The following is a 15,041-nucleotide window of genomic DNA, read 5'->3' as shown; positions in this document are numbered from 1 at the left end:
ACCCTCGAAGGGTGGAACCGGTGGAGATCAACGCGGGCGAGTACTACCTGCGGCAGCTGCGGGCGGACAAGGCCCTCGACGACCGTCCGGCGCTGGTCGCCGCCTTCGCGGACCCGACGCACCGCAAGTACGTCCTGAACTACCGCTTGCGGGACCTCGACGAGGCGACCGAGTACGTCGCGCTGCGCGCCGCCCAGTGGGCTGGTGACGAGCGCTGTTCCTGGGCGGTGGCCGAGCCGACGACCGGGGATCTGCTGGGCGAGGTCGGCCTGCGGGATCTCGATCTCGACGCCGGGTACGCGGAGGCGTCGGTCTGGGTGCGGGCGGCGTCGCGGGGTAAGGGGGTCGCGAGCACCGCGCTCAACGCGGCCCTGCGCTTCGGTTTCGGCGGGCTCGGCCTGCGCGAGGTCAGTTATCGCTACGAGGAGACGAACGAGGTGTCCGCCTCGGTCGCCCGCAAATGCGGGTTCACCCTGGTCGGGCCCGAACTCGATCCGGCCCCGACCGGAGAACGCCTCATCCGCTGGCGCCGCACCGCCTGACCTGCGTTTAGCGGGCTAATCGCGACGCGTTTCGTCCTCTGAATGCGGTAGTACGCGACACCAACTACCGCATCCAGAGGACTAAATGCGGGGTTAGAAGGGGTAGGTCGGGGGCGGGTTCCGGACGGTGACCCAGCGGGTCTCGGTGAACGCCTCGATGTTCGCCGCCGCACCGCCGAAGCGGCTCCCGGTGCCCGAAGCGGCGACGCCGCCGAAGGGGCTGTTCGCCTCATCGCTGACGGTCTGGTCGTTGATGTGCACGATCCCGGTCGGGACGCGGTCCGCGAGCTCCAGTCCTTTGAGGACATCGCGCGTGACGATCCCCAGCGAAAGCCCGTACTCGCTCGCCGTCGCGAGGCGGATGGCCTCCTCCGCGTCGGAGAACCGCACGACCGGCGCGACCGGGCCGAAGATCTCCTGGGCGACCGCGGGTGCCGTCGGCGGCACGTCGGCGAGCACCGTCGCCGAGTAGAACAGCCGGTCGTACTCGGCGCCGGCGGCGACCCGCGCCCCCGCCGCCACGCTGGCCGTGACCAGGTCGTGGATCTTGTCCCGCTGTCCGGCGTCGATGATCGGCCCGAGCGCGACCTCGTCCCGCGCCGGGTCGCCCACCCGCAACGCCGCCGCCTTCGCCGCCAGCCGCTCGACGAAGTCGTCGTAGAGCCGCTCGTGCACGAGGTGCCGCCCGGTGGTCATGCAGATCTGGCCCTGGTGGAAGAACGAGCCGAACGCGGCGACCCCGGCGGCCTCGTCGACGTCCGCGTCGTCGAGCACGATGAGCGCGGAGTTCCCGCCCAGCTCCAGATGTGCCCGCTTCAAATGCTTTCCGGCGAGTTCGCCGACCTTGCGCCCGGCGCCGGTCGACCCGGTGAACGAGATGACCCGGACCGCCGGATGCGTCACCAGCGTCTCGCCGACGTCCGCGCCGCCCGGCAGCATCTGCAGCACACCCGGCGGCAGGCCCGCTTCCTCGAAGATCCGCGCGAGGACGACGCCACCGGTGACGGCGGTGCGCGGATCCGGCTTCAGGATGACCGCGTTCCCCAGCGCGAGCGCCGGGGCGACCGACCGGATCCCCAGGATGATCGGCATGTTGAACGGCGAGATCACCGCGACCACACCGGCCGGGACACGGCGCGCCATCGACAGGCGCGGCTCCTCGCTCGGCAGGAGTTCGCCGTACGGGCGGCCGGGCAGGGCCGCCGCTTCGTAGCACTCCTGCTCCGCGACGTGCAGCGAAAAGCCCGCGACTCCCGGCACGGCGCCGACCTCGCGGACGTTCCACCAGCGGATCTCGTCGGCGTACTCCGACCACAGCGTGGCCGCCTTGCGCAGGATCGCGGCCCGCTGGACATGCGGTGTCGCCGCCCAAGCCCGCTGCGCCTCGGCCGCCGTTTCAGCCGCTTTCGCGGCGTCTTCGGCCGAGGCCATCCCGATGCTTCCCAGCACCGCTCCGGTCGCGGGCTCCGTGACCTTCCGGGTGCCGCCGGTGCCGGGCACCCAGGAACCGCCGGCGAAGATCCGGTCCGTCCACGTCGACGAGTCGAGAAACACCACAAGGCCGCCTTCCGTCTCTGGGACGGCCGACGCTATGCCAGATTCACCGGATCAGGCAACGATCTCTGCGCGCCTGGCACACCACGCGGCGGCGGCGATCAACTCACCGGCTCGATGATCCCCGAGCGTGCTTCCGGCGCGGCGGAGCGCAACGCGTCGGCGGCCTCGTCGCTCGGCTGCGACTGGGACTCCCGTTCCGCGTCGACCCGCGCCTTGTACACCTCGACTTCGCGCTTCTCCTCGTCCTTCGACCAGCCGAGCACCTCGCCCACCAGTGTGGCGACCTGCGCGGCGCAGTCGACGCCGCGGTGCGCGTACTCGATCGAGATCCGCGTCCGGCGCGCGAGCACGTCTTCCAGGTGAAGCGCGCCCTCGTGGCTGGCCGCGTAGACGACCTCGACGCCGAGGTAGTCCGGAGCGTGCTCCAGCGGCTTCAGCAGTTCCGGCCGTCCTTCGCCAAGCGCGAGGACCTCGTGCACCATCGAGCCGTACCGGTCGAGCAGATGACGCACGCGGTACGGGTGCAGCCCGTGCTCACTGGCCAGATGGTCGGCCTGGTTCACCAGCGCGTGGTAGCCGTCGGCGCCGAGCAGCGGCACCTTGTCCGTGATGGACGACTGCGGCCTGCCCGGCAGGTCGACGGCCGCGGCGTCGACGGCGTCCGCCGCCATCACCCGGTACGTCGTGTACTTGCCGCCCGCGATCGCGACCAGTCCCGGCGCGACACGCGCGACCGCGTGCTCACGCGAAAGCTTCGACGTCTCTTCGCTTTCCCCGGCGAGCAAAGGCCGTAGCCCGGCGTAGACGCCTTCGATGTCGTCGTGCGTGAGCGGCGTCGCGAGCACGGTGTTGACGTGTTCGAGGAGGTAGTCGATGTCGTGCTTGGTCGCGGCGGGATGCGCGAGGTCGAGGTTCCAGTCGGTGTCGGTGGTCCCGACGATCCAGTGGTTGCGCCACGGGATGACGAACAGCACGGACTTCTCGGTGCGCAGGATCATGCCGGATTCCGAGACGATCCGGTCGCGCGGGACGACGATGTGCACGCCCTTGCTCGCCCGCACACGGAACCGGCCGCGGCCACCGGAAAGGCGCTGCAGTTCGTCGGTCCACACGCCGGTGCAGTTGACCACCGCGGACGCGTGGATCTCGGTCTCGCGGCCGTCCTCGACGTCGCGCACGCGGACACCGGAAATGCGGTCCGCCTCGCGGAGGAAACCGACCACCTGGGTGGAAGTGCGCACGACGGCGCCGTAATGCGCGGCAGTGCGGGCGACGGTCATCGTGTGCCGCGCGTCGTCGGATTGCGCGTCGTAGTAACGGATCCCGCCGATCAACGCGGACCGCTTCAGCGCCGGGACCATCCGCAGCGCGCCCGCGCGGCTCAGGTGTTTCTGGCCGGGGACCGACCGCGCGCCGCCCATCGTGTCGTACATCAGCAGGCCGGCCGCGGTGTACGGACGCTCCCAGATCCGGTGGGTCAGCGGGTACAGGAAGCTGACCGGCTTCACCAGATGCGGGGCGATCGTCGTCAGCATCAGCTCGCGTTCCCGCAGAGCTTCCCGCACCAGCCCGAATTCCAGCTGTTCGAGGTAACGGAGCCCGCCGTGGAAGAGCTTGCTGGACCGGCTCGACGTTCCCGAGGCGAGGTCGCGCGCTTCGACGAGGGCGACCCGCAGGCCGCGTGTCGCGGCGTCGAGCGCCGTGCCCGCCCCGACCACTCCGCCGCCGATGACGACGAGGTCGAATTTGTCCTCACCCAGCCGCTGCCAAGACTCTTCCCGCTTGAGCGGTCCCAGCCTGGCGGGGCTGTTTTCGGCTTCGCGCTGAGAGCTTGCCACGTGACATTCCTCCTTGTGCCGCTGTGGCTCCAGCATCGCACGATCGGCCGCGACCGGTCCGTTATGCGGGTGACACGTGTGGCGTAACCCTCGTCGATCTTGAAAGGATTGGTTCCCGCGATGCCTGGAACGAACAAATACGCGACGGTAACGTGCCACGGACGTGGGTCGGCAAGGGCGCCGTAGCACACCGTGTTCGACCCTGCGCGGAATGTCCAAAGTGGAGGTCAAGCGGTGAGTGCAGGAGCCATATTCGTCTGGGAGCTGCTGGGAACGGCGGTCCTGATCCTGTTGGGTAACGGCGTGGTCGCCAACCACGTGTTGCGGAAGAACAACGGCCACAACGGTGGCGTCGTGATGATCACCCTCGGGTGGGCGTTCGCGGTCTTCGCCGGCGCGAGCATCGCCGCGCCGAGCGGCGCGCATCTGAACCCCGCGGTCACGCTGGGCCTCGCCATCGCGGACAAGACGAAGTGGGCGGACGTCCCGATCTACTTCGCCGGGCAGATGGTCGGCGCGATCCTCGGCGCCGTGCTCTGCTGGGCCGCCTACAAGCTGCAGTTCGACGACCACCCGCAGCGCGACGAGACGCTCGGCATCTTCTCGACCGCGCCGCAGATCCCGAACAAGGCGTGGAACCTCGTCACCGAGATCATCGGCACCTTCGTGCTGGTCGCGTGGATCCTGCTCAGCCCGGTCTACGCCAACGCCACGGGTGAGGGCGGCACGCCGAACTTCGGCAACTCCGCGCTCGGCTACGCGGGTGTAGCGTTCGTCGTGCTGGTCATCGGCCAGTCCCTCGGTGGCCCGACCGGTTACGCCATCAACCCGGCCCGAGACCTCGGCCCCCGCATCGCGTACGCGTTCCTGCTGCCCATCAAGAACAAGGCCAACCCGAACTGGGGCTACTCCTGGGTCCCGGTCGCCGGCCCGTTGGTCGGCGGTGCCCTGGCCGCCCTGCTCTTCCTCGCCGTCCACAACCTCACCTGAGACTGGAGTTTTCGATGACTTCGTACGTAGCCGCGATCGACCAGGGCACCACGTCGACCCGCTGCATGATCTTCGACCACTCCGGCCGGGTGGTCGCCGTCGACCAGCGGGAACACGAGCAGATCTTCCCGAAGGCGGGCTGGGTCGAGCACAACGCCGAAGAGATCTGGGAGAACACGCGGGCCGTCGCCGCGGGCGCGCTGGCCAAGGGCGACCTGGTCGCGGGCGACATCGTCGCGGTCGGCATCACCAACCAGCGCGAGACCACGCTGGTCTGGGACCGCACCACCGGCAAGCCGGTGTACAACGCGATCGTGTGGCAGGACACCCGCACCGACAAGATCGTGGCCGACCTGGGCGCGCTCGGCGGCGGGCAGGAGCGCTACCGCGCGAAGGTGGGCCTGCCGCTGGCGACCTACTTCTCCGGACCGAAGATCAAGTGGATCCTCGACAACGTTGACGGTGCCCGCGCGAAGGCCGAAGCCGGGGACCTGATCTTCGGCAACATGGACACCTGGGTGCTGTGGAACATGACCGGCGGGGTCGACGGCGGCGTGCACGTCACCGACCCGACCAACGCGTCGCGGACCATGCTGATGGACCTCGACACGCTGGCCTGGGACGCGGAGATCGCCGAGGAGATGACGATCCCGCTGTCGATGCTGCCGGAGATCCGGTCGTCGTCGGAGACCTACGGCAAGGTCCGGGAGAAGGGCGCGCTGGCCGGGGTCCCGATCTCGGGCATCCTGGGCGACCAGCAGGCGGCGACCTTCGGGCAGGCGTGCCTGTCGCCGGGTGAAGCCAAGAACACCTACGGCACCGGCAACTTCATGCTGCTCAACACCGGCACCGAGAAGGTCATGTCGGACAACGGGCTGCTCACCACGGTCTGCTACAAGATCGGCTCGAACGACACGGTGTACGCGCTCGAAGGCTCGATCGCGGTCACCGGCTCGCTCGTGCAGTGGCTGCGGGACAACCTCGGCCTCATCGGCTCCGCGGCCGAGGTCGAGCAGCACGCCCGGACCGTCGAGGACAACGGTGGCGCGTACTTCGTGCCGGCGTTCTCGGGTCTCTTCGCGCCGTACTGGCGCTCCGACGCCCGCGGCGCGATCGTCGGCCTCACCCGGTTCGTCAACAAGGGACACATCTCGCGGGCGGTCCTGGAGGCGACGGCGTTCCAGTCGCGCGAGGTGATCGACGCGATGAACGCCGACTCCGGTGTCCCGCTGAAGTCGCTGAAGGTCGACGGCGGCATGGTCGTCAACGAGCTGCTCATGCAGTTCCAGGCCGACATCCTCGGCGTGCCGGTGATCCGGCCGGTGGTCAACGAGACCACCGCGCTCGGCGCGGCCTACGCGGCCGGTCTCGCGGTGGGCTTCTGGAAGAGCGAGGACGACATCCGCAACAACTGGGCGCAGGACAAGCAGTGGGACCCGTCGATGGACGAGGCCCGCCGCGAGTCGGAGTACCGGAACTGGAAGAAGGCGGTCACGAAGACCTTCGACTGGGTCGACGAAGACTGACCTGACGTCTGTCCGTGAAGGCCTCCTTGAGGGACCCTGCGTCCCTCAAGGAGGCCTTCACTTACTTGGCGCATTCAGAGGACTAAATGCCGCCGCCGGTTTGCGGAGCACCGGCAGGCTTGACCTTCACCTGCGGCGTCTTGCCCGGTGTACCGCACGGCTTCGTCAACGCGGCCGGGACGACCCGCGCCGAGCTCGACGACGGCGCGCTGCTGCTCGACGGCGGTTCACTGCTGGACGGTGGCCGGCTGCTCGACGGGGGCTGGCTGCTCGACGGCGGTTTGGTGGGCGTGGTCGTCGGCGGCGGGCAGACGATCTCGAACTCGACGGTCGCCATCCCACTGGCAGCGGGCAGGTTCGGCCCGCCGTCGCACCGGAAACTCGCCTTGAACTTGCCGGTCCTCCCCGCGGCCTTCCCGTGCCCGATGTACGTCGCGCCGGACTGGGCCGAGAGCGTGACCGGACCGGTCAGCCCCGGCGACGTCACGGCGCTGCGCGTGCCATGGCAACTGGCGGTGAAGTCCAGCGCCTGCCCCGGCGCGACCTTCGCCGGGCTGACCGACAATTTCGGCGGCGGTGCGGTGGCCGACGCCTGAGGAGCGAGGAACACTCCCGCCGTCATCGCGAGCAAACCGGCGCCCGCGACGATTCCCTTCATTCCCATGATCTTTTCTCCCTCAATGCGAGCCCTCGCACTGAGAACACCATCGGGAAAGGGAATCGGTTGCCCCGGTCTGCGGCGCCCCCACCGGAATTTTCGAAACCTGACGGCCCGAAGCCGGTTTCCCCGGCGAAGAAGGCTTCGGCAGCACTGTCGGCTTCGGTGCCGGCGGTTTACTCGACGAGGTCGGCGTCTTGTCCGGCACGATTTCGAGGTTCGCCGTGATCTTCGTGGTCTTGCAGATCGCCGTGACCGTGTAGAAGGCAGGCCGTGCCTCGGCGTCGATATGCGCGACGGCGCCCTGGATCACCGGAACCTCGTTGGTCACCGTGAATTCGCCGATGCGGTCGAGCACCTTCGACTTCACTTCGCCCAGTTCGCCGACCGGGCAGCCGACCGAGACCAGGATCTCCTCCCCCGCCACCGACTGCCGGGGCGAGAGCCCGAGAAACGGGTACGGATCCGCCTTCGGGCTCGTGGACGGGGCGTCCTGCGCGTACGCGACGGCCGGGGCGACTAGCGCGACTCCGCACGCCAGCACCAGGGCGGACCTGATCATGGAACTCACCTCGCGATCAACCGGGCGAAAACGATGATGTTGTCGAGATAGTTGCGTGACGCCTTGTCGAAGACCCCACCGCAGGTGATGAGCCGCAGTTCCGGTTCGGCGGTGTCGCCGTAGACGGCGTCGGTCGGGAACTTGTCCTTCGCCACCCGCTCGACCTTCGTGACCGCGAACTCGGCCGTCGTGCCGTCCTTGCGGGCGACCGAGACCCTGTCGCCGGGCGCCAGCTCCTTCAGCCGGAAGAAGATGCCCTTCTGCTTGTTGCCGTCCACGTGCCCGAGGATCACCGACGGCCCGACCTCCCCCGGCGTCGGACCGTTCACGTACCAGCCCGCCTGCAACGGCCGGGTCACCGGCGGTACCTCGATGGTGTTGTCCGCGTTGAGCCCGAGCGGGATCAGGCTGGACTTCGCCTCGATCTTCGGCACGTCGATCGACACCGGATCGGCCTTCGGCATCCCGCCGACCGGCTCGGCCTCCGGCTCGTCGCTCGGGGCCACCGGCACCTCGGTCCGCTCCGCGCTCGCCGGAGGCGCGGCCTGGCCGGTCTCCCCCGGACCTGACAGGACGATCGCCAGCGTCGCCAAGACGGCCGACAGGGCGGCCGCGAGCACCAGCGGCGCCCGTCGCCCTCGCACCCAGTTCGCTTTCATGTCCACCTCCCGGGCGCGACGAGCCGGTCCCCGGCCCCCAGACCGGGACCGGCTCGTCGTTCACCCCACGACTGGCAAACGCCGCAGGCGGCCCGGCGGTTGCCCGCCAGGGTCACGAAATGATCGCGACCGCCGGTGCGAGAGGAAGGAAGTCAGGAGGCCATGCTGCCGTCTCCCGCGTGGGCGGCACCGGCGGGTACCGCGCTCACCTGCCGGGGCGGCACGGAAAACGTTGCCGTATAAGACTTTCCGTTGCAGTTGACGGTCAGCGGGTAGCTGCCGGGAGCCGTGCCCGCCTTGAGTTCGACGTCGGCGCTGACATTCGCCGGGACACCGATGAGCGGGCCGTAGTCGTATTTCCCGATGGTCAGCACCGGCGAAGAGAACGTCGTCGACGTCGGCGCCTTCATGCCGTCTCCGCCGGGGCATTGCGCCAGCGCCACGTTGGCGTCGCCGTGCACGTACTTGTTGACGAGCCCGAGTTCGTAGGCCGTGTCGTCGTTGAGCTGCACGGTGACACCGGGATCCGGCTGGGGTTGCTGAGCGAAACCGGTCGACGGCCCCGCCAGCACCGCCGCACCGATCGCCACCACTCCGGCGAACACCCTGCGAATCACGAAAAACCCCTAGCTGTCAACGAAACACCGACACGCGCTAGACGCGGGCACCCCCGTGAAGGTTGCTCGGCCGACGAAGATCAGTCCAAGTCGTCGTGCCGCATGAGCTGGCGGCCCGCCTCGGTGATCGACCCCGACAGCGACGGGTACACCGAAAATGTCAGTGCCAGGTGTTCCACTGTGAGCTGGTTCTGGACGGCGAGCGCGATGGGAAGGATGAGTTCGCTCGCCGTCGGCGCCACGACCACCCCACCGACGACCACGCCGGTGGCGGGGCGGCAGAACAGCTTCACGAAACCGCGTCGCAGACCTTCCATCTTCGCGCGGGCGTTCGTCGCGAGCGGGAGCATGATGGTGCGGGCGGGCACCTCACCCGAGTCGATCGCCTGCTGGCTGATGCCGACGGTCGCGATCTCGGGGTGGGTGAACACGTTGGCGGCGACGGTCTTGAGCTTGATCGGCGCGACACCCTCACCGAGCGCGTGCCACATCGCGATGCGGCCCTGCATGCTGGCCACGGAGGCGAGCATGAGCACGCCGGTGCAGTCGCCGGCGGCGTAGATACCGGGCGCGCTGGTGCGGGAAACGCGGTCGACGCCGATGAAGCCGCCGGGGCCGGGCTCGATGCCGACCTTCTCCAGGCCGATGTCGGTGGTGTTGGGCACCGAACCGACGGTCATCAGCGCGTGGCTGGCTTCGATCACGCGGCCGTCGGAGAGGTGGATCTCGACGCCCTTTTCGGTGCGCTCGACCTTGTCGGCACGGGCCTGTTTGACGACCGTGGTGCCGCGCTGGGAGAAGACCTCTTCGAGCACGGCGGCGGCGTCGGCGTCCTCGTGCGGGAGCACGCGGTCGCGGCTGGAGACGACGGTGACCTTGACGCCCATCTCGGTGTAGGCCGAGGCGAACTCGGCGCCGGTGACACCCGAACCGATGACGGCCAGGTGCTCGGGCAGTTCGCGCAGGTCGTAGAGCTGACGCCAGTCGAGGATGCGCTCGCCGTCCGGCACGGCGCCGGGCAGCACCCGCGGCGTGGCGCCGGTCGAGATGAGGACGACGTCGGCGTCGAGCACCTCGGTCGAGCCGTCGGGGGCGGTGACGGCGACCTTGTGCGTGGCGAGCCCGGCCTCTTCGTCGTCGAAACGGGCCTGGCCGATGACGACGCGGACGCCCTCGCGCTGGACACGGGCGCGGATGTCGGCGGACTGCGCGAGCGCGAGGCCCTTCACGCGGCCGTGGACGGTCGGCAGGTCGACGCTGGTGTCGGCCATGTCGGTGTTGATGCCGAGCTCACGGAGGTCGTGCATGTTCGCGAGCGCGCCGGAGGAGGCGATGAACGTCTTCGACGGGACACAGTCGTAGAGCACGCACGCGCCGCCGAGACCGTCCCGTTCGACGATGGTGACGTCGGCTCCGTGCTGGGCCGCGACCAGTGCCGCTTCGTAACCGGCGGGGCCTCCGCCCATGATCACGATCTTGGTCACTGGTCTCCTCCTCGCAGCGGTGTCTGTGACTGCGTTTACCGTACGCGGGCGACCGTTGGGCGGATTGAGTGGCCGGACACGGCATGTGCGTCCAGCCGGGTGAGCGGTAGGTCGCTAGGCTGTCGCCGTGCCGTTGTATGCCGCGTATGGATCCAATATGGAGCCCGCCCAGATGCTGGAGCGCGCTCCGCACTCGCCCATGGCCGGCACCGGCTGGCTGGAGGGCTGGAGGCTGACCTTCGGCGGCGAGGACCTCGGCTGGGAAGGCGCGCTGGCGACCATCGTCGAAGACCCGGGCTCCCGGGTCTTCGTGGTGTTGTACGACGTCACCTCGCTGGACGAGCCCAATCTCGACCGCTGGGAAGGCGGCGAGCTGGGCATCCACTCCAAGATCCGCCTCCGCGTGCAGACCATGGACGGCTCCGTGCTTGCGTGGCTGTACGTCCTGGACGCCTACGAGGGCGGCCTCCCGTCCGCGCGCTACCTCGGCGTGCTGGCCGACGCGGCCGAGGCCGCCGGCGCCCCCGCCGACTACGTCGACGCCCTCCGCACCCGCCCCTGCCAAGGCATCTCCGGCTGATCACGCGTGTCGTCCGTCCAATCACGCGTGTCGTCCGCCTGATCACATGTGTCGTCCGTCCGATCACGCGACCGCGCGCCTTCCGAATGCCGTGGTCAGCTCGGACAGGACACGCCGGGGATCACGAAGGTCCTCCGCTGACGCCCGGATCGTGATCCAGCCCCGTCCAGCCATCCGTGCATCTCGCTCGGAGTCGTAGTCGCGACGCTCCTCGTGGGAAGCGAAGCCGTCATACTCCAGCGCGATCCGCCGAGCAGGCCACGCCATGTCGAGGACATAAAGGGTCCGTCCCTCGATCGTGGCGATCTCGTACTGCGCCTCCGGAACCGGGAACCCCGCCTCGACGACGATCAACCGGAGGATGCTCTCCGGTGGAGAATCCGCCTTACCGGTCGCCAGGTCGAGCAACATGACCGCCCTGTGGATACCTCGGCGGTCACGTCGGTCCACCATCCTGTCCCGGACGTTCGCATGCAGAGTGCGGACGTGGTCCGGCAGGAGCCCGTGCATCGCCTCGTCCAGCGCGGCGAACGCGGTTCGCTTGTCCCCCGCACAGAGGAAGTCGGCCAGTGCCAGGTCCAAGGAGAACATGGCGAGCCCGTCGAGTTCGATGACATCCGAAGGCCGGAAGTCGGCCTGATGGACGGCCAACCCGGGCTTCGACTTGACCCGCCTCGAGTAGGGCACCGTCACGTGGATCCTCGTGTCGTCCACCGCCGAAATCCCATGTAGCGCAAGGGCTGTGACTCCCGACAACGCGGCGGGCTGCCCTACCACGAGCAAGGCCGCCTGAGCCCGGGTCGCCAGTTCGAGCGAATCCGCGGCATGGACGACCACGCCCCGCCACGGCTGAACCAGGACGCCTGTGGCCAATCCTTCAAGGACCAGTCGACGCCCTAGAACCTCGTCGGCCTCACTACGCGAGACCGCCCCATGCCGTCCTCCCCAATCGATCATGCCTTCGAGGATCGTGGGGTTTCGCGGCCTCGGAAAGGCCGCTCATCCACATCTGTGGATAACTCCACATCTGTGGATAACCTGTGGACAGGTGTTCGACACCGGTTGTGGCGAACACCTGTGACCAGGTGGACGACACGCGTGATCAGACGGACGACACGCGTGACTGGATGGACGTCAGGCCAGGGTGGCCAGGGCGGTGTGGACCAGCGTGCGGACTCCGCACAGGAGCGAACGCTCGTCGAGGGTGAAGGTCGGGCGGTGGATGTCGGCCATCGGGCCTTCACCGGACCACACGCCGAGCCGCGCGAAGGCGCCCTGGACGTGCTCCAGGTACCACCCGAAGTCCTCGCCACCGGACGACTGCTCGGTCCCGGCCACGGCGGTCTCGCCGAGCGCGGCCTCGACGCCGGCCCGCATCAGCGCGTGCGACTCCGGATCGGAGACGACCGGCGGCACGCCGCGGCGGTAGTCGAGGGAGAACCCGACCCCGGTCGGCGCGAGCAGCGACTCCACCGAAGCCGCGACGAGCGGCTCCAGCATCGTCCAGACCTCGTGGTCCGCCGTGCGCAGCGTGCCGCGCAGCACCCCGTCCTGCGGGACGGCGTTCGCGGCCTGCCCGGCGTGCACCGCGCCCCAGACCAGCACGGTCCCGGATCGCGGGTCGACACGGCGCGAAAGGACCGCGGGCAGCGACGTGATCACGGTGCCGAGCGCGTGCACCAGGTCCGCGGTCAGATGCGGCCGCGAGGTGTGCCCGCCCGGCGAAGTGAGCCGCAGCTCGATGAGGTCGGCGGCCGAGGTCAGCGCGCCGACGCGCAGCCCGACCTTGCCGACCTCGAGCCGCGGGTCGCAGTGCAGCCCGTAGATCCGCTCGACGCCTTCCATCGCGCCCGCCGCGATCATGTCCAGCGCGCCGCCGGGCATGACCTCCTCGGCGGGCTGGAAGATCAGCCGCACCCGGCCCGGCAGCTCCGGCGCGCCCGCCAGCGCCCGGGCGGCGCCCAGGAGGATCGCCGTGTGCGCGTCGTGCCCGCACATATGCGCGGCGCCGTCGGTCTTGGAGGCGTACGGGAGCCCGGTGGCCTCGGTCAGCGGCAGGGCGTCCATGTCGGCGCGCAGCGCGACGCAGCGGTCGCCGCTGCCGATGTCGCAGACCACGCCGGTGCCCGAGGGCAGCACCCATGGCTTGAGCCCCACCGAGCGGAGCAGGGACATGACCAGTTCGGTCGTGGCGAACTCGTGGCGGGAGAGCTCCGGGTGCGCGTGGATGCGACGACGCCACGCGACGACGTCGGTGGCGTTCGCGCGGAGCCAGTCGTCGAGCCAGAAGGGGCCGCGCCCGGCACCCAGATCATGCACAGGTGCCATGCTGACGCCGGCCTCGGAGATCAGCGCGGTGGGCGCCTCTATAGGGGCAACGACGCGACCCTCGGGGTCGCCTGGAATGTCCGGACGTGAATCGAGCACCGTCACGCCGCACCTCCTCCCGCAACACAGTCACCTTCGTCTACCACCGTACGAGTGGTCGCTGAAGGCACGCTGGGTGCCGTTCGATCTGTGATACGCATTTGCGATAGATCGTGCACCATGCAGATGACAAGCCGCTCGTCGAGTGATCGAGCCCTAGACGGCCGGTAGTGGATCTGCGATGAACGGCTGCGAGAGTTCGGCCCGGGCTAAGCGGAGAGTCCTTCTACTTACGGGTAGCGGTTCAGGACTTCTTCTTCTTGGAACGGGAGCGCCGCCCGAGGATCACCAAGCCGAGCAGGATGGCCGCGGCGATACCCGCGATGACCTTGTTCTTGGTCTCCTGGCTGTTGGCCTTGTCGGTCTCGGCGGGGTCGAGCACCGGCCCCGGAGGCGCCTGCTCGAGCGCTTCGTGCACCGCCGCTGCCTGCATGATCACCGGCGCGGGCGCCTGGATCTCAACGGCCTGCGCGACGGGAGCGCAGACGACCAGCCCGGCGGCGACCAGCCCGGCCAGCTGCCCGAGACGAGACCTTTTCGGCATGACTCCCTTTCGTCGGCGTAGCGCGAGTCCGATTCTGCACTCTGCCGGGTTCCCGCGTCAGCCGCCACGCGGAGGACCGGAGAACGCCTCCAGAATCCGTTGGGCGGCCAGCGTCGGCGTCAGCTCACCGTCCCGGACCGCCCGTTCGACGTCCGGAACGACCGCTCGCACGTCCGGATGCGCGGCGAGCCGCCCGAGCAGCTGTTCGCGGACCATCGCCCAGGTCCACTCCACCTGCTGCCGCCGTCGCCGCCCGTCCAGTTCACCCGAAGCGGTCAGCACGTCACGGTGACGCCCGATTTCGGCCCAGATCTCGTCGAGCCCGACGTCGGTGAGCGCACTGCAGGTCAGCACCGGTGGCGTCCACTCGGCGTCCCGGCCGTAGATCATCCGCAACGCGCCCGCCAGTTCGCGAGCCGCGCGTTTCGCGTCGCGTTCGTGGTCGCCGTCGGCCTTGTTGACCGCGATGACGTCCGCGAGTTCGAGGACGCCCTTCTTGATCCCCTGCAGCTGGTCGCCGGTGCGGGCCAGGGTCAGGAACAGGAAGCAGTCGACCATGTTCGCCACGGTCACCTCGGACTGCCCGACGCCGACGGTCTCGACCAGCACGATGTCGTACCCGGCCGCCTCCATCAGCACGATCGTCTCGCGGGTCGCCCGCGCGACGCCGCCGAGCGTGCCCGAAGTCGGCGAAGGGCGGATGAACGCCTTCGGGTCCACCGCGAGCCGCGCCATCCGGGTCTTGTCGCCCAGGATCGAGCCACCGGTCCGCGTCGACGACGGGTCGACGGCCAGCACGGCGACCTTGTGTCCGGCCTCGGTCAGATCGGTGCCGAGCTGATCGATGAAGGTCGACTTGCCGACACCGGGAACCCCGGTGATGCCGACGCGCCGCGCGCCACCCGCGTGCGGGAGCAGCTCCACCAGCAGTTCCTGCGCCTGCGCCCGGTGATCGTCCCGATTGGACTCGACGAGCGTGATCGCCCGCGACAGCAGGCCGCGGTCACCCGCGAGGACACCTTTGGCCAGCGCCCCGACGTCGATCTTGCGCGGCAAG

General features: G+C 69.3%; 15 protein-coding genes. 5 read left to right on the top strand and 10 right to left on the bottom strand.

Features of this window, described 5'->3' with window-relative positions:
* The first annotated feature begins 11 nt into the window (after window positions 1–11).
* Window positions 12–542: a GNAT family N-acetyltransferase gene (locus AMK34_RS28860; protein ID WP_125732402.1), complete on the top strand. Its 531-nt coding sequence runs from the start codon at window positions 12–14 to the stop codon at window positions 540–542.
* Window positions 543–635: 93 nt separating this feature from the next.
* On the opposite strand, the gene AMK34_RS28855 is transcribed toward AMK34_RS28860, so the two are convergent.
* Window positions 636–2,099, bottom strand: a complete 1,464-nt coding sequence (locus AMK34_RS28855) for an aldehyde dehydrogenase family protein (protein WP_073847454.1) — start codon at window positions 2,097–2,099, stop codon at window positions 636–638.
* 98 nt (window positions 2,100–2,197) lie between these two features.
* Window positions 2,198–3,937 (bottom strand): glycerol-3-phosphate dehydrogenase/oxidase, encoded by a 1,740-nt coding sequence (locus tag AMK34_RS28850; RefSeq protein WP_052120197.1) that lies wholly within the window; start codon window positions 3,935–3,937, stop codon window positions 2,198–2,200.
* Between the two features lie 234 nt (window positions 3,938–4,171).
* Here AMK34_RS28850 and AMK34_RS28845 point away from each other — a divergent pair, with 234 nt between their 5' ends.
* The 3 genes from AMK34_RS28845 (at window position 4,172) to AMK34_RS43600 (ending at window position 7,049) form a co-directional block, all read left to right on the top strand.
* Window positions 4,172–4,927, top strand: coding sequence for an MIP/aquaporin family protein (locus AMK34_RS28845; RefSeq protein WP_174492067.1), 756 nt, complete (start codon window positions 4,172–4,174; stop codon window positions 4,925–4,927).
* Between the two features lie 14 nt (window positions 4,928–4,941).
* Complete coding sequence (gene glpK, locus AMK34_RS28840) at window positions 4,942–6,453, top strand: glycerol kinase GlpK (RefSeq protein WP_073847453.1); 1,512 nt, start codon at window positions 4,942–4,944, stop codon at window positions 6,451–6,453.
* Window positions 6,454–6,572: 119 nt separating this feature from the next.
* Window positions 6,573–7,049: a hypothetical protein gene (locus tag AMK34_RS43600; RefSeq protein ID WP_241832886.1), complete on the top strand. Its 477-nt coding sequence runs from the start codon at window positions 6,573–6,575 to the stop codon at window positions 7,047–7,049.
* A gap of 81 nt (window positions 7,050–7,130) precedes the next feature.
* Here the strand turns inward: AMK34_RS43600 and AMK34_RS28830 are convergent, their stop codons facing one another.
* From AMK34_RS28830 to AMK34_RS28815, 4 genes are all read right to left on the bottom strand, one after another.
* Window positions 7,131–7,673 carry a hypothetical protein gene (locus AMK34_RS28830; RefSeq protein WP_073847452.1) on the bottom strand — a complete coding sequence of 181 codons (543 nt, stop codon included), beginning with the start codon at window positions 7,671–7,673 and terminating at the stop codon, window positions 7,131–7,133.
* Between the two features lie 5 nt (window positions 7,674–7,678).
* Window positions 7,679–8,332 (bottom strand): class F sortase, encoded by a 654-nt coding sequence (locus AMK34_RS28825; RefSeq protein WP_073847451.1) that lies wholly within the window; start codon window positions 8,330–8,332, stop codon window positions 7,679–7,681.
* A gap of 152 nt (window positions 8,333–8,484) precedes the next feature.
* A complete protein-coding gene (locus tag AMK34_RS28820; RefSeq protein ID WP_083650040.1) occupies window positions 8,485–8,925 on the bottom strand; it encodes a hypothetical protein in 441 nt (146 codons plus the stop codon).
* Between the two features lie 104 nt (window positions 8,926–9,029).
* A complete protein-coding gene (locus AMK34_RS28815; RefSeq protein WP_016331316.1) occupies window positions 9,030–10,433 on the bottom strand; it encodes an NAD(P)H-quinone dehydrogenase in 1,404 nt (467 codons plus the stop codon).
* A 127-nt stretch (window positions 10,434–10,560) separates the two neighbouring features.
* Here AMK34_RS28815 and AMK34_RS28810 point away from each other — a divergent pair, with 127 nt between their 5' ends.
* Window positions 10,561–11,013, top strand: a complete 453-nt coding sequence (locus tag AMK34_RS28810; protein ID WP_179948472.1) for a gamma-glutamylcyclotransferase — start codon at window positions 10,561–10,563, stop codon at window positions 11,011–11,013.
* Window positions 11,014–11,076: 63 nt separating this feature from the next.
* Here AMK34_RS28810 and AMK34_RS28805 read toward each other — a convergent pair whose 3' ends face one another.
* From AMK34_RS28805 to meaB, 4 genes are all read right to left on the bottom strand, one after another.
* Window positions 11,077–11,970, bottom strand: coding sequence for a DUF559 domain-containing protein (locus tag AMK34_RS28805; protein ID WP_073847450.1), 894 nt, complete (start codon window positions 11,968–11,970; stop codon window positions 11,077–11,079).
* A gap of 177 nt (window positions 11,971–12,147) precedes the next feature.
* Complete coding sequence (locus AMK34_RS28800) at window positions 12,148–13,446, bottom strand: amidohydrolase (protein ID WP_083650025.1); 1,299 nt, start codon at window positions 13,444–13,446, stop codon at window positions 12,148–12,150.
* A 238-nt stretch (window positions 13,447–13,684) separates the two neighbouring features.
* Window positions 13,685–13,984, bottom strand: a complete 300-nt coding sequence (locus tag AMK34_RS28795) for a hypothetical protein (RefSeq protein WP_038519335.1) — start codon at window positions 13,982–13,984, stop codon at window positions 13,685–13,687.
* 57 nt (window positions 13,985–14,041) lie between these two features.
* Window positions 14,042–15,040, bottom strand: a complete 999-nt coding sequence (gene meaB / locus AMK34_RS28790) for a methylmalonyl Co-A mutase-associated GTPase MeaB (RefSeq protein WP_038519337.1) — start codon at window positions 15,038–15,040, stop codon at window positions 14,042–14,044.
* Window position 15,041 lies beyond the last annotated feature (1 nt).

Source organism: Amycolatopsis sp. CB00013, assembly GCF_001905755.1.
GTDB lineage: Bacteria > Actinomycetota > Actinomycetes > Mycobacteriales > Pseudonocardiaceae > Amycolatopsis > Amycolatopsis japonica.
Note: the sequence above shows the minus strand (reverse complement) of the source record. Positions and strands in the feature narration are given on the sequence as shown.